The sequence below is a fragment of the Janibacter sp. YB324 genome, assembly GCF_014217915.1.
GTDB lineage: Bacteria > Actinomycetota > Actinomycetes > Actinomycetales > Dermatophilaceae > Janibacter > Janibacter indicus.
Map to the genome: position 1 here is coordinate 2,066,896 of NZ_CP060120.1, position 22,920 is coordinate 2,089,815.

The following is a 22,920-nucleotide window of genomic DNA, read 5'->3' on the forward strand; positions in this document are numbered from 1 at the left end:
CGAGCGGACACCACGGCCGCCCCGGGACGAAGGGGGGTCACACGAGCGTCGTCGTCCCGTCGGCCACGAGCACGGCCGGCCCGGCGAGCTCCACCTCGCGCCCGGGCAGCAGCCGCACCCGCAGCGTGCCTCCGGGAACCTCGACCGTGTACTCGCTCGGGGCGTCGACGTCTCCCGACCAGAAGGCCGTGCCGATCGCCGCGGCGCACACGCCGGTGCCACAGGAGCGGGTCTCACCGACGCCGCGCTCGTGGACGCGCATCGAGATCCGGCCGGGCCCCAGGACCCGCACGAACTCGACGTTGCTGCCCTCCGGCGGCACGGGGTTGACCGCCGGCGGGCGGCGCAGGCGCAGGCCGTTGAGGTTGACGTTGGGCGGCAGCGCCACGACCGTGTGCGGGTTGCCGAGGTCGAGCGAGAGCGCCGAGTAGGGCTCGGTGATCTCCTCGGCCTCCTCGACGTGGACGAGCGCGTCGAAACCCTGCGCCTGGGCCTTCGCCTCGTCGACGAAGCGCCACTGCCCCATGTGCGTCACGACCTGCTCCCCCTCGAAGCGGATCCCCTTGAGACCGGCGCGGGTGGCGATCGAGAACTCGTCGCCGACGAGTCCCTCGCGCCGCAGCCAGGTCGCGAAGACCCGCGTGCCGTTGCCGCACATCTGGGCCAGCGAGCCGTCGTGGTTGCGGTAGTCCATGAACCACTCGGCCTCGCCGGCGAGCGCCCGGACCTCCTCCTCGGCCGCGTCGGCGGTGCGCACGATCCGGATGACGCCGTCGCCACCGATGCCGGCCTGGCGGTCGGCGAGCAGGGCGACCTGCGACGGGGTCAGGTCGAGCTCGGCGTCGAGGTCGGGCACGAGGACGAAGTCGTTTTCGGTCCCGTGGCCCTTGGTGAATCGCAGCGTCATGGGGTCCATTGTGCCGGTCGGGTCGCCAGGCCCACGGCGCTCTCCCGCAGCCCGGGCGCGGCCGCGTCGAGCCACTGCACCCGGGGGTCGGGCCGCAGCCAGGACTCCTGCCGGCGGGCGTAGCGCCGCGTCGCACGCGCGGTGTCGGCGATGGCCTCCTCACGGCCCCAGAGCCCGTCGAGCTCGCCCAGCGCCTGCGCGTAGCCGATCGCCCGTGAGGCGGTGCGCCCGTCGCGCAGCCCGGCAGCGTCGAGACGCCGGACCTCGTCGAGCAGGCCCGCCTCCCACATGGCGCGGGTGCGCCGGTCGATCCGGTCGGTCAGGGCGTCCCAGTCGTCGCGCAGGGCGATGACGAGCGAAGGGCGTCGGTACCGCTTCGTGGGTGCCGTCGCCGAGAAGGGCCGCCCGGTGATCTCGACGACCTCGAGGGCCCGGATGATCCGCCGGATGTTGTTGGGTTCGATGGCGTCTGCGGCTGCCGGGTCGACCTCCCGCAGTCGACGACGAAGGGCGGCGCGCCCCCCTTCGTCCTGCGCCTGCTCCTCGAGCCGGGCCCGCACGGCGGGGTCGGTGGGCGGGATGTCGAGGTGGTCGAGTGCGGCCCGGACGTAGAGCCCGGAGCCACCGGCGAGGACCGGCACGCGTCCACGCCCGAGGATGTCGACGATCGCGGTCTCGGCCCGGGCCTGGAAGTCGGCCAGCGTGGCCTCGTCGGTCACCTCGAGGACGTCGAGGAGGTGGTGCGGGACCCCGCGACGCTGGGCGACGGGCAGCTTGTTGGTCCCGATGTCCATGCCCCGGTAGAGCTGCATGGCGTCGGCGTTGACCACCTCGCCGCCGAGCTCCTCGGCGAGGTCGAGCGCGAGGTCGGACTTGCCGGTGGCGGTGGCCCCGACGACGGCGACGACCTCGGGGCGGTGCAGCCCGCTCACTCCTCGTCGTCGTGCCCGAAGGGGTCGGGCCCCTCGCCGGGCAGCCAGGTGTTGCCGGGCACGCCCCAGCCCTCGGCCTTGATCGCCTTGCGCGCCTTCTTCTTCCACTTGTCACCCAGCCGGTCGACGTAGAGGAAGCCGTTGAGGTGGTCGTACTCGTGCTGCATGCAGCGGGCGAACCACCCGGTGGCCGAGAAGGCGATCTCCTTGCCGTCCCAGTCGTAGCCGGTCACCTCGGCGCGCTCACCCCGACGAAGGGGGAAGGAGTAGCCGGGGACGGACAGGCAGCCCTCGGACTCGTGGTCGCGGTCCGGTTCACCGACCGCCGGCTTGCTCGCCTTGACGTAGGGGTTGATGACGTGGCCGAGGGAGGGCACGCCGTCCTCGTTGGCCATGCTCCACGTGTAGATCCGCAGACCGATCCCGATCTGCGGGGCGGCGAGGCCAACACCGTGGGCGGCCTCCTGGGTGGCGTACATGTCCTCGACGAGGGTGCGCAGCTCGGCGTCGAAGTCGGCGACCGGCTGGGCGCGGGTGTGCAGCACCGGCTCGCCGCAGATGGTGATGGGGTGGATCGTCATGGTCGGCATCGTATGTCGCCACGGCGCGCGGTCGGCACCTGCACGCAGGACGACGCCGGGACCGGACAGGGGGTTCCGGCCCCGGCGTCGCGGGGTGTGTCCGGCGTCAGTGCTGCCGGACGGTCTGGGGGCCTCAGGCCTGCTTGATGGCCGAGAGGTCGAGGGTGAGAGTGACCTTCTTCGAGACGAGGACGCCACCGGTCTCGAGCGCGGCGTTCCAGGTGAGGCCGAAGTCCTCACGGTCGACGTCGGTACGGGCGGTGAAGCCGGCGCGGATGTTGCCGAAGGGGTCCTGGGCGGTGCCCTCGTACTCGGCGGCGAGCTCGACCTGGCGGGTGACGCCCTTGATCGTCAGGTCGCCGACGAGGGTGAACTCCTCGCCCTTGACGTCCTTGATGCCCGTGCTGGCGAAGGTGATGACCGGGTTGTTCTCGACGTCGAAGAAGTCGGCCGACTTCAGGTGGCCGTCGCGGTCGGCGGAGCCGGAGTCGATCGAGGCGACCTGCATCGTGGCGGTCGCCGTCGAAGCGGCGAAGTCGTCGGCGACGGTGATCGTGCCCTCGAGCTCGCGGAAGTAGCCGCGGACCTTGGTGACCATCGCGTGGCGGGCGACGAAGCCGACCTCGGAGTGGCTGGCGTCGAGGACGTAGGTACCGGCGGCCAGGTCGGCGAGGGGGGTGATGGCGGCGGACTCGGTCATGAGGTGCTCCTTGCGATGTGGGGTGGTGTCTGGGTGCACACATGACAGTAGACCTGCTTTGTTGTCGTGTCAACTATTGGATTTTCAACGACATGTACATGCTACGTCCCCAGCGGTTGAAGCGCGCGGGATGACGTGTTTGGCTGGTGGCACGGCCCGTCACCGGGCAACCCGACACGAAGGAGAACACCATGGGCTTCGACGATCTGAAGGGCAAGGCGACCGACGCGCTGGGCGACAACAGCGACAAGGTCGAGCAGGTGAGCGACCAGGGCCTCGACAAGGCCGGCGAGTTCGCTGAGGGCAAGGGTGCCAGCTCCGAACACGCCGACAAGGGCAAGGACTTCCTCGACGGCAAGATCGGCGAGTGAGGCTGCCTCACTGACAGCACGAAGGGGGCTGGTCACCGTGGGCGGATTCATGGGGTGTTCGCAACACCGTGTGGATTTCGGCCTGGGTGGTTAGGCCTCTTGGAGTAGATCACGAAGACGCTCGGCTGGGGTTGCCCAGTCGAGCGTCTTTCGTGGTCTGGCGTTGAGTTCTTGGGCGACGTACTCCAGCTCTTCGGGGCCGTGGACGCTCAGGTCGGTGCCTTTGGGGAAGTACTGGCGCAGCAGCCCGTTGGTGTTCTCGTTCGAGCCGCGCTGCCAGGGCGATGCCGGGTCGCAGAAGTAGACGGGCATGTCGGTCGCGGTGGTGAACGAGGCGTGCGCGGCCATCTCGGCGCCTTGGTCCCAGGTCAGCGACCCGCGCAGGTGCTGCGGCAGGCGATGCATCGCGGCGACCAGTTGGTTACGCACCGTGATCGCGTCGTGGGTGCCCGGCAGGTGCAGCAGCATCACGTACCGGGTCGAGCGCTCCACGAGCGTCCCGATCGCTGAGCCGTTGTTCTTGCCGGTGATCAGATCGCCTTCCCAATGGCCCGGGACGGCGCGGTCCTCAACCGCGGCGGGCCGGTCGCTGATCATGATCATCTCGTCGACGAACCGCGGCCGCCGCACCCCGTGGGCTTGGGGTTTGCGGATCGTACGACCGGTGCGCAACGCGGTCTGGACCTCACGTTTGAGGCCGCCACGAGCCTGGAAGTACAGGGCCTGGTAGATCGTCTCGTGGCTCACACGCATGCTCTCGTCGTCGGGGTGATCGACCTTGAGCCTGTTACTGATCTGCTCCGGTGACAACTTCCGTGACAACCCGTCCACGACGTACTCGCGTAGCGCTCCCGGCCGCGCCAGCTTTGATGCCTTCGGCCGGGCCCGGGTATCCGCGGCGTCACGATGCGCCCGGTGGGGCGCGTACCGGCCCTGCTCATCGCGGTGGGCGGCGACCTCACGTGTGACCGTCGAGGTCGGCCGGCCCAGCCGGCAGCGATCGAACGCATCGACTCCCGGTTGATCAGCCCGTCGGCGATCACCAGACGATCCTGCAATGACAGCAACCTGCCCGTACCCACGACCTCGATCATGGGCCTGTTCCTAGCCGCTCGCTTGGCCGGCGGGCCCGTGACGCGCCCATCGGGATAGATCGTGCGGCCATGACTCTTACGCACGCCCCGCATCCAATACCGGCCCGTGTCGAGCGTGACCCCAACCCGACGAGCGGCCACGGCGTTGTGGACCCCGGACGCGATCAGCTCGTCAAACTCGGCCCGCTGACGCGGCTTGCCCAACGGCATCGGCTCGGCCTGCACCAACCCCGCCCGAACCAGATGCCGACGAGCTGTGGAGTGAGCACATCCAGCCGCCCTGGCTGCGGCACCAATCGATCCTTCCCGTTCGAAGGCAGCCACCATCACAGCAACTACCTCCGCAGAGACCTCAACACGACGCCGCTTTTGGCTCGAAATGACCATGGTCCTCGCAACTCCTCAGATCGAGGTGTTGCGAGGACCATGTGAACCGAAGGTGTCGGTGACCCGCCCCCTTCGTCGTGCTCGGGTGGTGCGGGCGAGGCCTCAGGCCCCGCAGGCCGGACCGGTGGTCGCCACCGGTGCCGGAGCGCCGATGCTCGGCATGCCCAGGCTGACACCGGGCTTGGCCACCGCGCCCTCGGCACCCTTGTCCTGCAGCGCCGCCCACGCGTCGCCGCCGCGCGTGCGCCGCACCGCGAAGGCCCCGCCCTCGAGCGCCGAGTCGGCGACGAGGTGGTGCGGGGCGCCATAGGTGACGCCGACGGTCACCATGTCGCCGGGGCGCGGACGCTCCGCCTCGGGCAGGTCCTCCGGCAGGGCGAAGTGGACGAGCCGGTTGTCGGGCGCGCGGCCGCTGAGGCGCGCGGTCTCGCGGTCCTTGCGCCCCTCCCCCGTCGCGACGAGGACCTCGAGCTCACGACCCTCCTGCTCGCGGTTGCCGACCCAGGAGATCTCGTCCTGCAGTGCGACGAGCCGCTCGTAGCGCTGCTGGACGACCGCCTTGGGCACCTGGTCGGGCATCGTCGCCGCCGGCGTGCCGGGCCGGATCGAGTACTGGAAGGTGAAGGCGGAGCTGAAGCGCGACTCGCGCACGACCCGCAGCGTCTCCTCGAAGTCGTCGTCCGTCTCCCCGGGGAAGCCGACGATGATGTCGGTCGTGATCGCCGCGTCGGGGATGCGGTCGCGGACGCGCTCGATGATCCCGAGGAAGCGCTCGGAGCGGTAGCTGCGACGCATGGCCTTCAGGACCCGGTCGGAGCCGGACTGGAGGGGCATGTGCAGGCTCGGCATGACAGTGGGCGTCTCGGCCATCGCGTCGATGACGTCGTCGGTGAATGCGGCGGGGTGCGGGCTGGTGAAGCGCACCCGCTCCAGGCCGTCGATGTCGCCGCAGGCCCGCAGCAGCTTGCCGAAGGCGAGCCGGTCGCCGAACTCGACGCCGTAGCTGTTGACGTTCTGGCCCAGGAGGGTGACCTCGACGACGCCCTGCGCGACGAGCGCCTCCACCTCGGCGAGGATCTCGCCGGGACGGCGGTCCTTCTCCTTGCCCCGCAGCGCCGGGACGATGCAGAAGGTGCAGGTGTTGTTGCACCCGACGGAGATCGAGGTCCAGCCCGAGTAGGCCGAGTCACGGCGGGTCGGCAGGGTCGAGGGGAAGGTCTCGAGGGCCTCGAGGATCTCGACCTGCGCCTCCTCGTTGTGGCGGGCCCGGTCGAGCAGCGCCGGCAGCGAGCCGATGTTGTGGGTGCCGAAGACGACGTCGACCCAGGGGGCGCGCTCGACGATCGTGTCGCGGTCCTTCTGCGCCATGCAGCCACCGACGGCGATCTGCAGGTCGGGGTGGCGCTGCTTGAGCGGACGCAGCTGCCCGAGGTTGCCGTAGAGCTTGTTGTCGGCATTTTCGCGGACGGCGCAGGTGTTGAAGACGACGACGTCGGCGACCTCCCCGCGCTCGTCGGCGGGCAGGCTCGCGCGGTCGACGTAGCCGGCGGTCTCGAGGAGGCCAGCGAGTCGCTCGGAGTCGTGAACGTTCATCTGGCACCCGTGGGTGCGCACGTCGTAGGTCTTGGATGCAGCACTCATGTCAGTCGAAGGGTAGTCGCCCGCCAGAGCAAGCAGTAACGCAAAACCCTCAACACTAGCGTCCAGGTGACGTTGCTCAGATAACATGCTGACACCATGAGCACCGCAGACCAGGACCAGGACCCCGCCGATCTGGTCGTGCTGCTTGCCGACGACGCGCGGCCCGTGGGGACCGCCCCTCGGGCCGACGTGCACACAGACCGCACGCCGCTCCACCTCGCCTTCTCGTGCCACGTCACCGACGGCACCGGCCGCCTCCTCCTCACCCGACGCGCCCTCAGCAAGCGGACCTGGCCGGGGGTCTGGACGAACGCCTTCTGCGGGCACCCTCGCCCGGGCGAGGACCCCCTGGACGCGGTACACCGCTACGCCGAGCACGAGCTCGGGCTCCGGCTGGACCACCTCGAGCCCCTGCTCCCAGATTTCCGTTACCGAGCGGTCGACGCCTCGGGCATCGTCGAGCACGAGGTGTGTCCTGTCTGGCTCGCCCATACGACATCGGACCCGAGCCTCAACCGAGACGAGGCCGTCGAGGCCCGATGGGTGACGCCGCACGAGCTGAGGACGACGGCCGAGGTCGCGCCGTGGGCGCTCAGCCCGTGGCTCGTCCTCCAGCTCGACGAGCTGCCTGCTGGCCGAAGCGCCCTCGACCAGGTCGGCCAGGCCGTATGACGTCGGCACCCCGTCACGCCGAGCCCACCTCTGTGACCGCATCGCCGGCAGCGGCCGTGTCGGCGGATGAGCTCAGCGACGCTCAGGTCCTGCGGGACGCCTTGGCCGCGGCAGGCAGCGGCGGCAAGCGCTTCCGCCCTCGTCTCGTCCGTTCGGTCCACGACCTGCTCGGCGGTGACGCCGGCCCGGCCGTCGACCAGGTCGCCGACGCCGTGGAGATGCTGCACACCGCCTTCATCGTCCACGACGACGTCATCGACGGCGACGACCTCCGACGGGGTGCGCCGAGCACGCCTGGCCGCTTCCACGCCGACGCGCTCAGAGTCGGCGCCCCGGCGGCTGCGGCCCGCTCCTACGCCACCGCCGGCGCGATCCTCACCGGGGACCTGGCGCTCGGCGCGGCCATGCGGGCCGTGGCCTCGGCGCCCGTGCCACGTGAGCGGATGCTCCAGCTTCTCGACCTCTTCGACCACACCCTGGCGGTCTCGGCCGCAGGAGAGCTGGCGGACGTCCGCCTCTCGCTCGGTTCCGAGGAACCGACGCTGCAGGAAGCGCTGAGCGTCGCCGAGCAAAAGACCGCGGTGTACTCCTTCAGCCTGCCGATGCAGTGCGGCGCCGTGCTCGCCGGCTCCCCGGACCGGCTCGTCGACGGCCTCGGCCGCATCGGGCGGCACCTCGGCCTGGCCTACCAGCTGGTCGACGACCTCACCGCCGTCTTCGGCACGCCGGCCCAGACCGGCAGGCCCGGCATCGCCGGTGACCTGCGCGAGGGCAAGCGCACACCGCTCGTCGTCCACGCACGCACCACCTCGGCATGGCCTGTCCTGGAGCGCCATCTCGGTGATCCCGACCTCGACGAGCAGGGCGTCGAGCACGTCCGGTCCGCCCTCACGACTGCCGGATCACGCTCCTTCGTCGACGACCTCGCCACGCAGCAGCTGCGCGAGGCGACCACGCTCGCCGAGGACCTGAGCCTCCCACCCGAGCTCGTGACGTGGGTGGGCGAGGTCGCGGGCTCCCTCGAGGGCGGCGTGGCATGACACCGGCCCGACATCAGCGCGACGAGGCCCCACCCCACGTCCGCTACGACGCGACCGCCCAGGCCGCGGCCGAGCTCGTCATCGCCCGGTACTCGACCTCCTTCGGTGCGGCGAGCAGGCTGCTCGCCGAGCCCGTCCGGGCGCGCGTGCGCAGCATCTACGCCCTCGTCCGGGTCGCCGACGAGATCGTCGATGCTCCCCGCCCCGACGTGGCCACCGACGAGCAGCGCGCTGTGCTCGACCATCTCGAGCGCGAGGTGAGCGTCGCGCTCGACCGCGGCCTGAGCTCTGACCTCGTCGTCCATGCCTTCGCCCGGACAGCGCGAGCATGCGGGATCGGCATGGACCTCATCGAGCCCTTCTTCGCCTCGATGCGCACCGACCTCACTCGCACCACCCACGACGAGGAAAGCTTCGCGAGGTACGTCTACGGCTCGGCCGAGGTCGTGGGTCTCATGTGCCTGCGCGTCTTCCTCGCCGACGAGCCCGACGCCCAGGCCAGCTACGACCGGCTCGCCCCGGGGGCTCGATGCCTCGGGGCCGCCTTCCAAAAGGTGAACTTCCTGCGAGACATCGCCGCCGACCGCGACAAGCTCGGTCGCCGCTACTTCCCGGGCGTCGACCCGCACCGCATCGACGACGCCGACCGTGACCGGCTCCTCGACGACCTCGACAACGACCTCGCCCTCGCTGCAGCCGCCGTCGATCAGCTGCCGGCGAGCAGCCGACGTGCGGTCCGGGTGGCGCACCGGCTCTTCGCCGAGCTGTCTGGCCGACTGCGCGAGACACCCGTGGAGCGGCTGCGCCACGAGCGGGTCAGGGTCCCGGGCCCCCGCAAGGCCGCGATCGTGCTCGACAGCGTCGTTCGAGGCCGACGATGAGGCACCTGCCTTGGACCGGTCGGACCAGCCAGCCGCGCGAGCCCGGGACCGCCTGCGTCATCGGTGGCGGTGTGAGCGGGCTGGCCACCGCAGCGCTGCTCGCCGCCGACGGCTGGCAGGTGGATCTCGTCGAGCGCTCGGAGCGGCCCGGCGGCCGGGCGGGGCTGTGGGAGCAGGACGGCTACCGCTTCGATACCGGGCCGTCGTGGTACCTCATGCCCGAGGTCTTCGCCCACTTCTTCGAGATGCTCGGCACCTCCGTCGACGCCGAGCTCGACCTCGTCCGGCTCGACCCGGGCTACCGGGTCTTCTTCGAGCATGGCGACGAGCCCGTCGACGTGCGGGCGACCCGTGCGGCCAACGAGACGCTGTTCGAGTCCCTCGAGCCCGGTGCTGGGTCGGCACTGTCGGACTACCTCGACTCCGCGCGCCACGTGTACGAGCTCGCCGTCGACCGCTTCCTCTACACGAGCTTCGACTCCAGCGGCTCGCTGCTCAACACCGACGTGCTGCGCAACGGGCCCCGCCTCTCGAGCCTGCTGACTCGTTCACTCGAGTCCCACATCGCCACCCGCTTCGACGACGCACGGCTGCGTCAGATCCTCGGCTACCCCGCTGTCTTCCTCGGCACCTCGCCAGACCGCGCCCCGAGCATGTACCACCTCATGAGCTGGATGGACCTCGCCGAGGGCGTGCTCTACCCGGCAGGGGGCTTCACGACAATCGTCGACGCCCTCGTGCGGGTGGCCGAGCGCCACGGCGTCCGGCTGAGGACGAGCACGACCGCGACTGCCATCCGCACGACTGCCGCGCGCGGTCGGCGTGCCCGAGTGATCGGCGTCGACGTCACCGGCCCGGACGGGGAGACCCAGGAGATCCCGTGCGATGCCGTGATCGGGGCGGCCGACCTGCACCACGTCGAGACCGCGCTGCTCCCCGAGCACCTCCAGACCTACCCGCAGTCGTGGTGGGAGCAGGTCGACCCCGGGCCCGGGGGTGTGCTCGCGATGCTCGGCGTCGACGGCGAGCTGCCGCAGCTCGCCCACCACTCGCTCTTCTTCACCACCGACTGGCGGCGCAACTTCGACGACATCCTCGGCCTTGAGCCCCGGGTGCCCGACCCGGCCTCGATCTACGTGTGCCGGCCGTCGGCGAGCGACAGTACCGTCGCCCCCGCCAGCAAGGAGAACCTCTTCGTCCTCGTCCCTGTCCCCGCCGACCCCACGATCGGCCGGGGCGGCACGGACGGCGCCGGTGACCCCGGGGTGGAGCGAACCGTGGACGCGGCCATTGATCAGATCGCTGCGTGGGCGGGCGTGCCGGACCTTGCCGAGCGCGTCGAGGTCCGGCGCACCGTCGGGCCGGAGGACTTCGTGCGGGACCTGTCGTCCTTCTCCGGGAGCATGCTCGGACCGGGACATGTCCTGCGCCAGAGCGCCTTCTTCCGCGCTGACAACGTCTCGAAGAAGGTCGACGGGCTCTACTACGCGGGCTACTCGACCCGCCCCGGCATCGGGCTGCCGATGTGTCTCATCAGCGCCGAGCTCGTGCTCAAGCGGCTGCGGGGCGATACCTCGAGCGGGCCGAGCGTCACCCCGACCGCCGATGCCGAGGTGGGCTGAGTGGGTCTGCTCTACCTCGGCTTCGTCGTGGTCTCCACGGTCTGCATGGGTCTCGTCGACCACCGGTGGCGCCTCGCCCTCTTCGACCGGCCCGCCCGCACCCTCGCCGTCGTCGCAGCAGGCTCATCGCTCTTCCTCGTGTGGGACCTCGTGGCGATCGAGTCGGGCATGTACGTGCGTGGCGAGTCGCCCGCGATGACCGGCATCGAGCTGCTGCCCGAGCTCCCCGTCGAGGAGATCTTCTTCATCGTCTTCCTCAGCTACCTCACGTGCGTGCTCCACGGGCTCTTCTCGAGCCTGATCCCCCGCGGCGAGGTGACCTCATGACCTACGCCGGCCTGGCCGTCTGCTTCCTCGCCGCCTCGGCGCTCGTCCTCGTCGCAGCCGCCGTGCTGCGCCGACCCGACCGGCGCTGGTGGCTCGCGACCGCTGCGACGGCACTGGCGCTCGTCCTGCTCACCGTGATCTTCGACAACCTCATGATCGCCGCCGACCTCTTCCGCTTCGACGAGGCCCAGCTCTCCGGCATCCGCATCGGCCTCGCACCGCTCGAGGACCTCGCGTGGCCGGTCGCGGCCGCTGCCATCCTGCCCGCGCTCACGCTCCTGCTCGATCTCGACCACCCACGAGCCACCCGCGGAGCCCAGCGATGAGTGCCGCAGCGCAGCATCGGTCGGCTCAGTCCTCTCCCTTCGCCCACGTCCTCGCGTCCTCCCGGCCGCTGTCGTGGATCAACACGGCCTACCCCTTCGCCGTCGCCTACCTGCTCGCCGGAGGACGGGTGGACCTCGCCTGGGTCGTCGGGACGCTGTGGTGCCTCGTGCCCTACAACCTGCTCATGTACGGGGTGAACGATGTCTTCGACTACGAGTCGGACATCCGCAACCCCCGCAAGGGAGGAGTCGAAGGGGTCGTCCTCGATCGTGGCCTGCACCGGGCCACCCTGTTGTCGGTGGTGGTGTCGAACCTCCCCTTCGTCGTCGCGCTTGTCCTCCTCGGCGATCTCCGCTCGACCCTCGTCCTCACGGTGAGCGTCTTCGCACTCGTCGCGTACTCAGTCCCAGGGCTGCGTTTCAAGGAGCGGCCCTTCCTCGACTCGCTGACGTCGAGCACCCACTTCGTCAGCCCTGCCGTCCTCGGCATCGCGCTGGCCGGTGGCACCTTCGACCCGGTCACCCTCGCCGCGCTCACCGGGTTCTTCGCCTGGGGGGTCGGGTCGCACGCCTTCGGCGCGGTGCAGGACATCGAGGCCGACCGGGCAGGCGGCATCGCTTCGATCGGTACCGTCCTGGGGGCGCGGCGCACGACCGGCTTCGCCCTGCTCGCCTACCTCGTCAGCGGGCTGCTCCTGCTGGACCTGCCCTGGCCAAGCACGCTCGCTGCGGCCCTCGTCCTGCCCTACATCGCCAACGTCGTGCCGTACCTACGGCTCGACGAGGCCGAGTGCGAGCGCGCGCACGCAGGCTGGCGACGCTTCCTCTGGCTCAACTATCTCACCGGCTTCCTGCTCATCCAGCTGATCATCGACGCGACGATCGGCCTGCCCGGTCGCTGACCTCGAGACGCGCCCGCTCGATGCGGTCGCGCCACCGCAGCCACGGCGGGTGCACCTGCCAGTTGAGCTCGAGGGTCCGCGCAGCCCGTGCGAAGCGCCGACGCACCTGCGCGGCCCCACGCAGCGACCGGGCCGAGACCCCGACGTGCAGGCCGCGCGCCAGCCGCACCCTTCGGCCCGGCCCGAGGACGAAGGCGAGGTCCATGTCGTCGTGCACCTCGGGATCCTCGCGGTGCACCTCGTGGCGGACGGCGAGCCAGGTGCTGCGGCGAACGGCCATGCTCGAGCCCCACAGCGCGGTCTGGCCGAGCGCGAGGTGGCTCAGGACGTAGTACGCACCGAGGTACAGCGCAGCCACCGGCGGCCCGAGTGGGCGGGGCAGGTCGTAGAAGGTGCCGGTGCCGGTCACGGCGCTCACCGCAGGATCGGCCATGGCCCGGGCGACCCCCTCGACCCAGCCCGGGCCGGGACGGGAGTCGGCGTCGAGACGGGCGATCACCTCGCCGCGGGCAGCGTCGTAGCCAGTTGCCGCAGCAGGGGGGATTCCGACCCGTGGCTCGTGCATCACCGTCGCTCCGTGCGCCCGTGCGACTGCTGCCGTGTCGTCGCGGGAGCCGTTGTCGACGACGACGACCTCGAGCGGCGGCACGTGCTGGCGGGCGAGCAAGGTCAGACAGGTGCGCAGGGCCACGGCGTCGTCGCGAGCCGGGATGACGACGGAGACGCTCGGCAGGCCGTGCCCAGCGGGTGCTCTCATCCTGACCCCTCGGGCTCAGGTCTACTCAGGGCGAGCAGGACCGCGGCGACGACCGCCCCGACCACCCCGGCCCCGAGATCGCCGAGCGTGTCCTCGTACCCCACCTGGATGCGGTCGTCGAGGACGGTGTGCCCGAACCACTCACCCATCTCCCAGAGGAGGGCGAGGGTCGTGGCCAGGGTGCTGCTCACGACGACGACCCCCAGCCGAGTCATGCCCTCACCGAAGAGCCCGAGCTGCTCGAGCGCGGCGTAGCCGATCGCGCCGACGAGGCCGGTCAGTGCGGCATGCACGACGACATCGAGCCAGCTGACGGCGAGGTACCAGTCGAGCATCGCGGCCCAGGCGCCGACGAGGATCGTCGCGCAATAGGAGAGATCGAGCGGCGCGGGGGTCCCCAGGGCGCGGGGGATCATCGAGCCTCCGAGCACGAGCATGAAGAGCGCGAAGCCGATGAATCCCCAGCCGAGCGTGCCGAGCACCACGCTCAGGGCCGCCGCGAGGCGCAGGAGATCCGTGGCGACCGGGCGGAGTGAGTCCCGCTGGCTCTGCCGTCGCGGCGCAGTCAGGGGCAACCCGCCGACCCTCAGCTGACCCGGGTGAAGGTGATCTCGACGTCGAGCTCGGAGAGCTCGGGTCCGGCGTACATCCCCCGGAAGGGCGCGACGTCGTCGTAGTCGCGGCCGCGGCCGACGACGACGTGGTCGAGCCCCACGGGCGCGAGGTTCGTCGGGTCGTAGGGCATCCACGCGCCGTCCCAGATCTCGATCCAGGCGTGCGACTCGCCGGGGCAGGACTGGCCGCGCTCGAGGTCAGGCTCGCTCGCGACGTAGCCGGAGACGTACCGAGAGGGGATGCCGATGCAGCGCAGCGCCGCGAGGGTGATGTGCGCGAAGTCCTGGCACACGCCCTGCCCCTTGGCCCAGGCGTCCTCGGCGGTGTCGGAGACCTCGGTAACCCCCTTCGCGTAGCTCATCCGCTCGTGGACCTGCGTCGAGATCGCCTGGGCAGCAGCCCGTGGGGTCGGCTCGTCACGAGCCGCTTGCGCGATCTTCGTCAGCTCCTCGGTCGTCGTCGTGCGCGGGGTCGCGGTGATGAGCTCGCTCAGCAGGTCGCCGGTCTGCTCGTTGGCCAGCGCATCCCAGCCGGTGCCGCTCACCTCCGCGACTGTCTCCGCGCGCTCGACGGTCGACATCGCCTCGATCTCGAGGGTGTCGTGCGCGCCCTGGGACTCGACCGCCATGACCTGGGTGCCCCAGTGGTCGGTGTAGACGTTGCTCCACGAGTGCGGGCGTACCCGGATCCGCGCCTCGAGCGTGGTCTGCCCGGGCTCGCTCAGCGGCGTCATCCGCAGCTCGTTGTGCGAGGCGACGACGTCGTCGTCGTAGCGCATGACCGTCCGGTGCACGATGCGGTGCCGTCGGGTACTCACAGGATCTCCCCCGTCCACTCCTGGACCGGGCCCGACATGAAGTAGCGGGCCCCGATCGCGTCCGATGCCTGGGTGACCGACTCCTGGACCAGACCCATCATCGCGGGCAGGTCGTCCAGGACGTCGTCCGGGTCGGCGTACTCGAGCTGGGTGCGGGTCTGGCCGAGGATGCGGCGGGCCTCGTCGGAGAAGCCCACGCGGTCGGTGTCCGGCGAGAGGGTCGTCAGCCGGTCCTCGGCCTCACGCAGGGACGCGAGGACCGAGCGCGGGAAGCGACGGTCCAGCGAGAGGAAGGCCGCAGCGGTGCGGTCGGTGATGACACCCCGCATGGTGCGCAGCATCGCCTGCTGGGCACCGCAGCTCGCGAGGACGACGCCCCAGTTGGGGCCGCCGTCGATCGCGCCGGTCGCCACGATCCGAGCCGTCATGTCGGCACGCTCGAGCGACCGCCCGAGGCTGAGGAAGTCCCACGCCTCGTCGTGGCTCATCGTCGAGTCGGCGATGCCGGCGACGAGGGCGGCGCGCTCGGTGACCCAGCCGAGGTGCTGCTGGGTCGCGGTCTGCGCCCCGAGGCCGTTCCACCGGTGCCAGGAGGTGTTGATGACCTCCCACAGCTCGGTAGAGAGGGTCTCCCGGGCCCGGCGGGCATTCTCCCGCGCGGCCAGCCACGAGCCGGAGATGGCGCTCGGGTTGTCCGCGTCGAAGACGAGCCGGCTGGCCACGTCGGCGTAGGTGACATCGGGGCTGACGTCGTCGAGCCCCATGATCCCGCCGAGAAGCATCCACGAGGTGTAGTTCACGTCCTGCCCCGGGTCCTCGATGAGCGAGAGCCGCAGCACGTCGACCATGCGCGCGGTGCCGTCGGCGCGCTCGATGTACCGGCCGATCCAGAAGAGCGAGTCCGCGATCCGGCTGAGCATCAGGCCTCCTCCCCTGCCGTCGAGTCATGGTCCGGGCCCGCCTGCGGTGGCGAGGTGTCCCCCGGCTCGGTCTCGGAGTCGAGCAGCTCGGTGGGCGGCGCGCTGTCGTCGCTCGGCATCGGACGGTTCGTGCCGAGGAGGATGACCTCATCGCCACTCGTCGGGACCTTGGCGTAGCGGCCGGCGAGCACCCACGTGTCCTTCGAGCCACCGCCTTGGCTGGAGTTGACGACGAGTTGCCCCTCGGGCAGCGCGACGCGGGTCAGCCCGCCGGGCAGCACCGTCACCTGGTCCCCGTCGTTGACGGCGAAGGGGCGCAGGTCGACGTGCCGAGGGCGCAGCTGCCCGTCGATGAGCGTCGGCACGGTGGAGAGCTGGACGACGGGCTGGGCGATCCAGCCCCGCGGGTCCCGCTCGAGGTTGGCGCGCAACTCGTCGAGCTCCTCGCCGCTCGCCTTCGGGCCGATGATCAGTCCCTTGCCGCCTGAGCCGTCGACCGGCTTGACGACCATCTCGTCGAGGCGGGAGAGGACCTCCTGGAGGGCCTCGGGCTCGTTGCAGCGGTAGGTGTCGACACCGTGGAGGATCGGCTCCTCGTCGAGGTAGTAGCGGATGAGGTCAGGCACGTACGAGTAGACGAGCTTGTCGTCGGCGACGCCGTTGCCGATGGCGTTGGCCAGGGTGACCCGACCCGCCCGGACGGCGGAGATGAGACCGGTCACCCCGAGCATCGAGTCGCGACGGAAGTGCACCGGGTCGAGGAAGTCGTCGTCCACCCGCCGGTAGATGACGTCGACCCGCTCCTCGCCGCGCGTCGTGCGCATCCGGACCTCGCCGCCGCGGACGACAAGGTCACGACCCTCGACGAGCTCGACACCCATCATCCGCGCGAGGAGCGTGTGCTCGAAGTACGCGCTGTTGTAGACGCCGGGGGTGAGCACCACGACGGTCGGGTCGGTGCGGCCCTCGGGAGCAGCCGCACGGAGCGCGTCGAGCAGGATGCGCGGGTAGTGGTGGACCGGGCGGATCCGCATCGTCGCGAAGGCCTCGGGGAAGACGTTGGCCATGGCCCGCCGGTTTGCGATGACGTAGGAGACGCCGGACGGCACCCGGACGTTGTCCTCGAGGACGCGGAAGTCGCCCTGCTCGTCGCGGATGAGGTCGATGCCCGAGACATGGGCCCGGACGCCGTTGGCGGGGCGCAGACCGGCCACGGCGCGGTGGAAGTGGCTCGAGGTCGCGATGAGCCGCCACGGGATGATGCCGTCCTCGACGGCACGTGGCATAGCCCCTTCGCGTGAGTAGATGTCGTCGAGGAAGGACTCGAGGGCGAGCACCCGCTGGGCGACTCCCCGCTCGACGGTCTGCCAGCTCTCCGCGTCGATGACGCGCGGCACGGCGTCGAGCGGGAAAGGGCGCTCCTCCCCGGCGTGGTCGAAGGTCACGCCCTGGTCGAGGAACATCCGGGCGAGCGCATCGGCGCGCTCCTCAAGGCTCTCCGGGTCCATCGCGCGCAGCGTGTGGTGGATCGGCTTGTACGGAGCGCGGGGCTCTCCCGATCCATGGTCGAACATCTCGTCCCACGCGTCCCCGGTCGGGTAGTCGTCGAACATGCTCGGCCCCTCGGCGGTCGCGGGGTTCCCCCGGCCCTGGGACTGTCGTTGTACCTGGGTCACCCCCACACCATAGGGCCCCGACGTTGCCGCGATGTTTCCCCCCGGAGGCCTCTTTCGGCAGGCCTCTGCGACGAAGTCGCTGTGGTGACAACGCGGACCTCGGCGAAGGCTTCGGCCGGTGGGCCCTGACAGACGACGAGGGCCTGCTCGACGTCGTGACGAGCGCCAACGTCGCGCGTCTCCTACCGCGATCTCGCGGGCTTCGGCCGTCGCTTCATCGACGTCGGCCCGGCCGAGCTGACGGCGGAGGTCGTCTATCAGGTGGGCGCCCCTACGCGCCTTCGCCGAGGCTGTCGGGGCCCGCGTCGCCTACGTCAAGCCGCACGGTGCGCTCTACAACGCGGTCGTCCACCACGAGGGGCAGACTGCCGCTCTCGTCGAGGCCGTGCGGCCGCTCGGCGACGACCTCGTCGCGCTCGGGCTGCGGGATCGGCTTGGCTGCGTCGTGCCGAGGACGCCCGCGCCGTGCGGGGCGCACCGTCCTCGTCACCCTCGACCCACGCGTGACGACGACGGCGGTAGCCGCTCCCCTGCGCTCAGCCGCCGGCACGCTTGGCCGGCCCACCGGGGGCCCGACGAGCCGGGCCCACGAGATCTCCGTCGTCTACGACGGCGCCGACCTCGCCGTCGTCGTCGAAGCCTGCAATACGTCTGTCGAGGCGGTCGTCGAGCGAGATGTCCGGACGAGGTGGGAGGTCACCTTCCCCGGGCTTCACCTATCTCGCCGGCGCACGCTCACGAGCGCGGAGTGGTCGGTGACGGCAGACGTCGACCGGGTCGGGCGCGGCTGCAGGGACCCACCCTCGCGCGAGCCGTCACCGACGAGCTGCCGAGCGAGGAGGTGGTCCGCGGATCGGTCCAGGTGAGCAGCGACGGGCAGCCGACGCTCTTCCTCAGCGACCACCTGGTGACCGGGGCCTACCCCGTCATCGCCGTGCTCACCGCGGAGTCGTGCGACCGTGCGGCCCAGCTCGTGCCGGGTGCTCGCGTGCGGCTCAGTCGCGCTGGTGCTCCGGCTCGGCGTCGAGCGCCTCGGTGATGACCACTCTCACGACGTCGTGGCCGTAGCCCTTGCGGGCGAGCATGCCGGCCAGCCGACGGGTCTGGACGGCGCGGTCCAGGCCGTGCATCGAGCGCAGCTTTTTGGCGACGAGCTCGTGCGCGCGAGCCCGCTCGTCCTCCGGGTCGACCTCGTCGAGGAGTGACTGCGCAAGCTCGTCGTCGACGCCCTTGGCCCGCAGCTCGTGCGAGATCGCCCGTCGAGCCAGCCCACGGCCGGCCTGCTTGGACCGGATGAAGGCTTGCGCGTAGGCCTCGTCGTCGACGAGCCCGACCTCCTCGAAGCGGTCGAGCACCTCGCGGGCGACCTCGGGCGGGCAGCCCTTGCGGGTCAGCGCCTCCTGCAGCTGCTTGCGGCTCTTGGGCGCACCGGTCAGCTGACGCAGGACGACCGCTCGGGCGACTGCGTGCGGGTCGGCGTCGGAATCGCCCTGCGGGCCCTGTGGGTCGGGGCGGGGCGGCTCACCTGCCCGCTCCTCGATGGCGGAGACCGCCGCGCGCAAGCCCTCGAGTCGCTCGTGGGTGCGCGCGGCGGTCGGCCGGTCGTGCTCGCTCATGGAAGGGGACCTGATCAGAAGTCGACCGGGACCTCGGCCGGCGTCTCCTCCTCGGCCTCGGGCTGGACCCCGATGCCGAGCTTGGTCTTGATCTTGGTCTCGATCTCCTCGCCGAGCTGCGGGTTGTCCTTGAGGAACTTGCGGGCATTTTCCTTGCCCTGGCCCAGCTGGTCGCCCTCGTAGGTGTACCAGGCACCGGCCTTGCGGATGAAGCCGTGCTCGACACCCATGTCGATGAGGCCGCCCTCGCGAGAGATGCCCTGCCCGTAGAGGATGTCGAACTCGGCCTGCTTGAAGGGCGGCGAGACCTTGTTCTTGACGACCTTGACGCGGGTGCGGTTGCCGACCGGGTCGGTGCCGTCCTTGAGCGTCTCGATGCGTCGCACGTCGAGCCGGACCGAGGCGTAGAACTTCAGCGCCTTGCCACCGGTGGTCGTCTCGGGCGAGCCGAACATGACGCCGATCTTTTCGCGGAGCTGGTTGATGAAGATCGCCGTCGTACCGGAGCTGTTGAGCGCACCGGTGATCTTGCGCAGCGCCTGGCTCATCAGCCGGGCCTGCAGACCCACGTGGCTGTCACCCATCTCGCCCTCGATCTCGGCGCGCGGCACGAGCGCCGCGACAGAGTCGATGACGATGATGTCGAGCGCACCCGAGCGGATGAGCATGTCGGCGATCTCGAGCGCCTGCTCACCGGTGTCGGGCTGGCTGACGAGGAGGGCGTCGGTGTCGACACCGAGCTTCTTGGCGTACTCGGGGTCGAGCGCGTGCTCGGCGTCGATGAAGGCCGCGATGCCGCCGGCGCGCTGGGCGTTGGCCACGGCGTGCAGGGCCACGGTCGTCTTGCCGGAGGACTCCGGGCCGTAGACCTCGACGACCCGGCCGCGGGGCAGGCCGCCGATGCCGAGGGCCACGTCGAGCGCGATCGCACCGGTCGGGATGACCGCGATGGGCGGGCGCACGTCGTCGCCCAGGCGCATCACCGCGCCCTTGCCGTGCTGCTTCTCGATCTGGCCCATGACGTTGTCGAGGGACTTGAGCTTTTGCTCGTGGAGCTTGCTGTCGATGGCGGTGACCTCAGCCATGCCACACCTTCCTTGTCGTCGTGTCGGGCGCGTCCACCGGCGACCAGGTCCACACGGTCGGACGTGTCGTGCGCTCTGGTCAGACGCTAGGGGCCGCCACCGACAACGGTCCGCAGCTGCCGTGGGGCTGTGGACACCGGTGCTGTCGATCGGGCACCTGTGGACAACCGTAGCCGAACACGTGTTCGAGGTCGGGAGCGACGCGCCGACACGCCGCACTCCCCCTTCGGACTACGAACGCAGGAGGGTCTCGATCCGTCGCGCGGTCGCCCAGACACCGACCGCGCCGAGCGCGACGAGGTAGCCGACGTGCCACAGCAGGCCCCACCCGACCTCGCCGAGCATGAGCCCACGCTCCAGCGCCACCCCGTGGTAGAGCGGCGTCGCCTGAACGATCGGCTGCGCCCACCCCGGGTAGGTCCCGAGGGGGAAGAAGGTCGCCGACAGCAGGAAGAGTGGCTGGATGACGAGCATGACCCAGTCGAAGTCCACCCACGAGCGCATGAAGGTCGTCGCGAACATGCCCACGGCCGAGAAGGCCAGCCCGATGAAGACCGCCGCCGGCACGGCGAGGAGCGACCACCACGACTCGACAACGCCGACCGCGAGGGCCACGAGGTAGAAGACGAGCGCGTAGACCCCGCCCCGGATGAGCGACCAGACGACCTCGCCGACGGCGATGTCGCGCGGGCCCAGCGGGGTCGCGAGCATCGCGTCGTAGATCCGCGCGTAGCGCAGCTTGAAGAAGACGTTGAAGGTCGAGTCCATGATCGCGCCGTTCATCGCCGACGCGGCGAGCATGGCCGGCGCGACGAAGGCCGCGTACCCGACCTCCTGCCCGCCGTCGGTCACGACGACGGGCACGAGCGACCCGACCCCGATGCCCAGGGAGAGCAGATAGAAGACCGGCTCGGCGAAGCCGGTGACGAAGGCGGCCCACTGGCGCCGGAAGCCGACGACATTGCGCTCGACGACCGAGCGCCACATCGCCAGGCCGGGCGTGAGGACACCGGTGGTCACGAGACGAGCCTGCGCGTCATGCCGGTGCGGGCATAGAGCCAGCCGGCGCCGACGAAGAGCACGAGCACCGCCAGGTGCACGAGGTCGAAGGGGGCGAAGCTCCCGTGGGCGGCAGCCCGGCACAGCTCCACGCCGTGCCACAGCGGGGTCACCCAGGCGAGCACCTCGAGGACGATCGGCAGGCGCTCGACGGGGAAGAAGGCGCCGGAGAAGAGCATGAGGGGCGTGATGACGAGGCGGTAGACGACGTTGAAGGAGGAGTCCCCCTTCGCCCGGGCCGTGAAGCCGAAGAGCGGCACCGCGAAGGCGAGCGTCACGAGCACACCGATCGGCACCGCGAGCAGCACCCACCACGACGTGAAGCTGCCGAAGAGCGCGGCCACGAGCACGAAGGCGGCCGCGGCGAACCCGCCCTGGGCGGCGATGACGGCGAGGTGACCCAGGAGGAGATCGCTCACCGTGAGCGGGGTGGCGAGCATCGAGTGGTACATGCGGTTCCACGTGAAGAGCCCGTAGACCGGGTAGGTCGACTCGCTCACCGCCGTCATCATCGCCTGGACCGCGATCATCGCCGGGGCCACGAAAAGCAGGTAGGGCACGCCGTCGACCCCGCCGGACGCGTCGTCGACGAGCGAGCCGAGCCCGATCCCCATGGCCAGCAGGAAGAGCAGCGGCATGACGAAGCGGCTGAAGACCGACCCCATCCAGGTGCGCCGGTAGACGAGTCCGAAGTAGGCGGCCACGGCCCCCACCCGCTCCGCCGGACGAAGGGGGGACCGCTCGCCGTGGACGTGGCGCGAGGTGGGACTCTGCAGCTGGACGGTCGCCATCAGTCGACGAGCGTCCGTCCGGTGAGGTGCAGGAAGACGTCCTCGAGGCTCGACCGGCGCACGATCGAGGAGACGGGCTGCAGGCCGCGCGCGTGCACCGCCTCGAGGGTGCCGTCGCCGTGGTCGGTGTAGACGAGCAGGCGGTCGGGCAGGGCCTCGACGCGCTCACCGATGCCCTCGACGAGGTCGGCCGCGTGGAGGTGGTCGTCGACCGGCAGGCGCAGCTCGAGCACCTCTCTCGTGGAGTGGGTCTGGATGAGCGAGCGGGGTGAGCCCTCGGCGACGATCCGACCGTGGTCCATGACGACGAGCCGGTCGCACAGCTGCTCGGCCTCGTCCATGTAGTGCGTCGTGATGATCAGCGTGACGCCCTGGCGCTTGAGCCGGAAGAGGCGGTCCCACAGCACGTGCCGGGCCTGCGGGTCCAGGCCGGTCGTCGGCTCGTCGAGCAGGAGGATCTCGGGGTTGTTGATCAGGGAGCGGGCGATCGTCAGGCGGCGCTTCATGCCGCCGGACAGGGGCTCGACCTTGTCCTTGCGGCGCTCGGTGAGCTGGGCGAAGTCGAGCAGCTCGTCGGTGCGCTCGCGGATGACCTTGCGCGGCAGGCCGAAGTAGCGGCCGTAGACGTGCAGATTTTCCTCGACGGTGATCTCCTCGTCGAGGTTGTCCTGCTGGGGGCAGTTGCCCAGGCGGGCGCGCACGGCCGCGCCGTCGGTCACCGGGTCGAGGCCGAAGATGCGCAGGTCTCCCCCGGTCGGGGGCGAGGTCGCGGCGACCATCTTCATCGTCGAGGACTTGCCGGCACCGTTGGGCCCGAGGAAGCCGAAGGACTCGCCACGGGTCACCTGCACGTCGATGCCGTCGACCGCGGTGAAGTCGCCGAAGGTCTTGGTCAGACCCGAGGCGCTCAGCAGGACGTCGTTCACTCCGGCACCTCGTTGGCGATCTTGGGCGGGACGGGCATCGGCTCGCGGTCGACCCCGAGCCGCCGGTGCGGCGGGATGTCGAGGTCCTCGCACAGGGCCTCCCACACCAGGCGCGGGGACTCCCCTTCGTCCAGGGCGGTGGCGACCGTGCGGTCACCGAGCGCCTGGACCACGTGGCCACGCGCCAGCGTGTGGGCATAGGCCGCCCCGAACTCGTCCTCCATGAGGGTCCAGAAGTGGCTCAGCCGCATCCGGCGAGTGTAGGTGCCCGCCGG

Annotated in this window: 25 protein-coding genes and 3 pseudogenes; 11 read left to right on the top strand and 17 right to left on the bottom strand. The window is 70.7% G+C overall.

The genetic code is table 11. The features are described 5' to 3' along the window. Nucleotides 1–37: 37 nt before the first annotated feature. From dapF to H7A72_RS10020, 4 genes are all read right to left on the bottom strand, one after another. On the bottom strand, nt 38–907 hold the full coding sequence (gene dapF, locus H7A72_RS10005) for a diaminopimelate epimerase (RefSeq protein ID WP_185220436.1): 870 nt from the start codon (nt 905–907) through the stop codon (nt 38–40). Continuing rightward, complete coding sequence (gene miaA, locus H7A72_RS10010; protein WP_185220437.1) at nt 904–1,839, bottom strand: tRNA (adenosine(37)-N6)-dimethylallyltransferase MiaA; 936 nt, start codon at nt 1,837–1,839, stop codon at nt 904–906. The genes dapF and miaA overlap by 4 nt, the downstream gene beginning before the upstream one ends. Next, on the bottom strand, nt 1,836–2,420 hold the full coding sequence (def, locus tag H7A72_RS10015) for a peptide deformylase (protein WP_072626257.1): 585 nt from the start codon (nt 2,418–2,420) through the stop codon (nt 1,836–1,838). The genes miaA and def overlap by 4 nt, the downstream gene beginning before the upstream one ends. A gap of 133 nt (nt 2,421–2,553) precedes the next feature. Next, nucleotides 2,554–3,120 carry a YceI family protein gene (locus H7A72_RS10020; RefSeq protein WP_072624961.1) on the bottom strand — a complete coding sequence of 189 codons (567 nt, stop codon included), beginning with the start codon at nt 3,118–3,120 and terminating at the stop codon, nt 2,554–2,556. A 191-nt stretch (nt 3,121–3,311) separates the two neighbouring features. Between H7A72_RS10020 and H7A72_RS10025 the strand changes: the two genes are divergently transcribed. After that, nucleotides 3,312–3,491: an Rv0909 family putative TA system antitoxin gene (locus tag H7A72_RS10025; protein ID WP_072626258.1), complete on the top strand. Its 180-nt coding sequence runs from the start codon at nt 3,312–3,314 to the stop codon at nt 3,489–3,491. Between the two features lie 90 nt (nt 3,492–3,581). On the opposite strand, the pseudogene H7A72_RS10030 reads toward H7A72_RS10025, so the two are convergent. Both H7A72_RS10030 and miaB read right to left on the bottom strand, forming a co-directional pair. Further along, nucleotides 3,582–4,678, bottom strand: a pseudogene (locus tag H7A72_RS10030) (IS30 family transposase). Nucleotides 4,679–5,074: 396 nt separating this feature from the next. Further along, a complete protein-coding gene (gene miaB, locus H7A72_RS10035; RefSeq protein WP_185220438.1) occupies nt 5,075–6,613 on the bottom strand; it encodes a tRNA (N6-isopentenyl adenosine(37)-C2)-methylthiotransferase MiaB in 1,539 nt (512 codons plus the stop codon). Nucleotides 6,614–6,709: 96 nt separating this feature from the next. Here miaB and idi point away from each other — a divergent pair, with 96 nt between their 5' ends. The 7 genes from idi to H7A72_RS10070 are packed head-to-tail and all read left to right on the top strand — an operon-like array spanning nt 6,710 to nt 12,383. Continuing rightward, nucleotides 6,710–7,285, top strand: coding sequence for an isopentenyl-diphosphate Delta-isomerase (gene idi / locus H7A72_RS10040; protein WP_072624963.1), 576 nt, complete (start codon nt 6,710–6,712; stop codon nt 7,283–7,285). A 56-nt stretch (nt 7,286–7,341) separates the two neighbouring features. After that, nucleotides 7,342–8,325 carry a polyprenyl synthetase family protein gene (locus H7A72_RS10045; protein ID WP_185220439.1) on the top strand — a complete coding sequence of 328 codons (984 nt, stop codon included), beginning with the start codon at nt 7,342–7,344 and terminating at the stop codon, nt 8,323–8,325. Next, entirely contained in the window at nt 8,322–9,206 is an 885-nt protein-coding gene (locus H7A72_RS10050; RefSeq protein WP_185220440.1) for a squalene/phytoene synthase family protein, read from the top strand. The genes H7A72_RS10045 and H7A72_RS10050 overlap by 4 nt, the downstream gene beginning before the upstream one ends. After that, the gene (crtI, locus tag H7A72_RS10055; protein ID WP_185220441.1) at nt 9,203–10,828 is read left to right on the top strand and encodes a phytoene desaturase family protein; all 1,626 of its coding nucleotides are present in this window, start codon (nt 9,203–9,205) and stop codon (nt 10,826–10,828) included. The genes H7A72_RS10050 and crtI overlap by 4 nt, the downstream gene beginning before the upstream one ends. Continuing rightward, a complete protein-coding gene (locus H7A72_RS10060) occupies nt 10,829–11,155 on the top strand; it encodes a lycopene cyclase domain-containing protein (protein ID WP_072624967.1) in 327 nt (108 codons plus the stop codon). Continuing rightward, nucleotides 11,152–11,481 carry a lycopene cyclase domain-containing protein gene (locus H7A72_RS10065; RefSeq protein WP_185220442.1) on the top strand — a complete coding sequence of 110 codons (330 nt, stop codon included), beginning with the start codon at nt 11,152–11,154 and terminating at the stop codon, nt 11,479–11,481. Before H7A72_RS10060 ends, H7A72_RS10065 begins: the two co-directional genes overlap by 4 nt. Next, nucleotides 11,478–12,383, top strand: a complete 906-nt coding sequence (locus H7A72_RS10070; RefSeq protein WP_185220443.1) for a prenyltransferase — start codon at nt 11,478–11,480, stop codon at nt 12,381–12,383. Before H7A72_RS10065 ends, H7A72_RS10070 begins: the two co-directional genes overlap by 4 nt. Here the strand turns inward: H7A72_RS10070 and H7A72_RS10075 are convergent. Genes H7A72_RS10075 through H7A72_RS10095 form a run of 5 tightly spaced genes read right to left on the bottom strand, consistent with a single transcriptional unit; the run spans nt 12,349 to nt 17,105 of the window. Beyond that, nucleotides 12,349–13,140 carry a glycosyltransferase family 2 protein gene (locus H7A72_RS10075; RefSeq protein ID WP_185220444.1) on the bottom strand — a complete coding sequence of 264 codons (792 nt, stop codon included), beginning with the start codon at nt 13,138–13,140 and terminating at the stop codon, nt 12,349–12,351. The two genes, H7A72_RS10070 and H7A72_RS10075, sit on opposite strands and share 35 nt — an antisense overlap. Further along, complete coding sequence (locus H7A72_RS10080) at nt 13,137–13,715, bottom strand: hypothetical protein (RefSeq protein WP_223277602.1); 579 nt, start codon at nt 13,713–13,715, stop codon at nt 13,137–13,139. Before H7A72_RS10080 ends, H7A72_RS10075 begins: the two co-directional genes overlap by 4 nt. 11 nt (nt 13,716–13,726) lie before the next feature. After that, nucleotides 13,727–14,572 (bottom strand): transglutaminase family protein, encoded by an 846-nt coding sequence (locus H7A72_RS10085; protein WP_185220445.1) that lies wholly within the window; start codon nt 14,570–14,572, stop codon nt 13,727–13,729. Next, nucleotides 14,569–15,492 carry an alpha-E domain-containing protein gene (locus tag H7A72_RS10090; RefSeq protein WP_072624972.1) on the bottom strand — a complete coding sequence of 308 codons (924 nt, stop codon included), beginning with the start codon at nt 15,490–15,492 and terminating at the stop codon, nt 14,569–14,571. The genes H7A72_RS10085 and H7A72_RS10090 overlap by 4 nt, the downstream gene beginning before the upstream one ends. After that, complete coding sequence (locus H7A72_RS10095) at nt 15,492–17,105, bottom strand: circularly permuted type 2 ATP-grasp protein (protein WP_185220446.1); 1,614 nt, start codon at nt 17,103–17,105, stop codon at nt 15,492–15,494. Before H7A72_RS10095 ends, H7A72_RS10090 begins: the two co-directional genes overlap by 1 nt. Before the next feature lie 128 nt (nt 17,106–17,233). Here H7A72_RS10095 and H7A72_RS10100 point away from each other — a divergent pair. From H7A72_RS10100 to H7A72_RS10105, 3 genes and pseudogenes are all read left to right on the top strand, one after another. Further along, a pseudogene (locus H7A72_RS10100) lies at nt 17,234–17,592 on the top strand (LamB/YcsF family protein); the annotation flags it as partial. 79 nt (nt 17,593–17,671) lie between these two features. Further along, entirely contained in the window at nt 17,672–18,034 is a 363-nt protein-coding gene (locus H7A72_RS17185; RefSeq protein ID WP_370543532.1) for a carboxyltransferase domain-containing protein, read from the top strand. Further along, nucleotides 17,962–18,207, top strand: a pseudogene (locus H7A72_RS10105) (urea amidolyase); the annotation flags it as partial. The gene H7A72_RS17185 and the pseudogene H7A72_RS10105, both read left to right, overlap by 73 nt. Here H7A72_RS10105 and H7A72_RS10110 read toward each other — a convergent pair. The 6 genes from H7A72_RS10110 to H7A72_RS10135 all read right to left on the bottom strand — a co-directional run bounded on the left by H7A72_RS10110 (nt 18,164) and on the right by H7A72_RS10135 (nt 22,896). Further along, a complete protein-coding gene (locus tag H7A72_RS10110; protein WP_185220447.1) occupies nt 18,164–18,784 on the bottom strand; it encodes a regulatory protein RecX in 621 nt (206 codons plus the stop codon). The pseudogene H7A72_RS10105 and the gene H7A72_RS10110 sit on opposite strands and share 44 nt — an antisense overlap. Nucleotides 18,785–18,798: 14 nt before the next feature. Further along, nucleotides 18,799–19,869, bottom strand: a complete 1,071-nt coding sequence (gene recA / locus H7A72_RS10115) for a recombinase RecA (protein WP_072624974.1) — start codon at nt 19,867–19,869, stop codon at nt 18,799–18,801. Between the two features lie 231 nt (nt 19,870–20,100). Further along, the gene (locus H7A72_RS10120) at nt 20,101–20,889 is read right to left on the bottom strand and encodes an ABC transporter permease (RefSeq protein ID WP_223277603.1); all 789 of its coding nucleotides are present in this window, start codon (nt 20,887–20,889) and stop codon (nt 20,101–20,103) included. Continuing rightward, nucleotides 20,886–21,719, bottom strand: a complete 834-nt coding sequence (locus H7A72_RS10125; protein WP_185220448.1) for an ABC transporter permease — start codon at nt 21,717–21,719, stop codon at nt 20,886–20,888. The genes H7A72_RS10120 and H7A72_RS10125 overlap by 4 nt, the downstream gene beginning before the upstream one ends. Beyond that, nucleotides 21,719–22,645, bottom strand: coding sequence for an ABC transporter ATP-binding protein (locus H7A72_RS10130; RefSeq protein WP_072624975.1), 927 nt, complete (start codon nt 22,643–22,645; stop codon nt 21,719–21,721). The genes H7A72_RS10125 and H7A72_RS10130 overlap by 1 nt, the downstream gene beginning before the upstream one ends. Continuing rightward, nucleotides 22,642–22,896 carry a DUF3046 domain-containing protein gene (locus H7A72_RS10135; RefSeq protein ID WP_185220449.1) on the bottom strand — a complete coding sequence of 85 codons (255 nt, stop codon included), beginning with the start codon at nt 22,894–22,896 and terminating at the stop codon, nt 22,642–22,644. Before H7A72_RS10135 ends, H7A72_RS10130 begins: the two co-directional genes overlap by 4 nt. Nucleotides 22,897–22,920 lie beyond the last annotated feature (24 nt).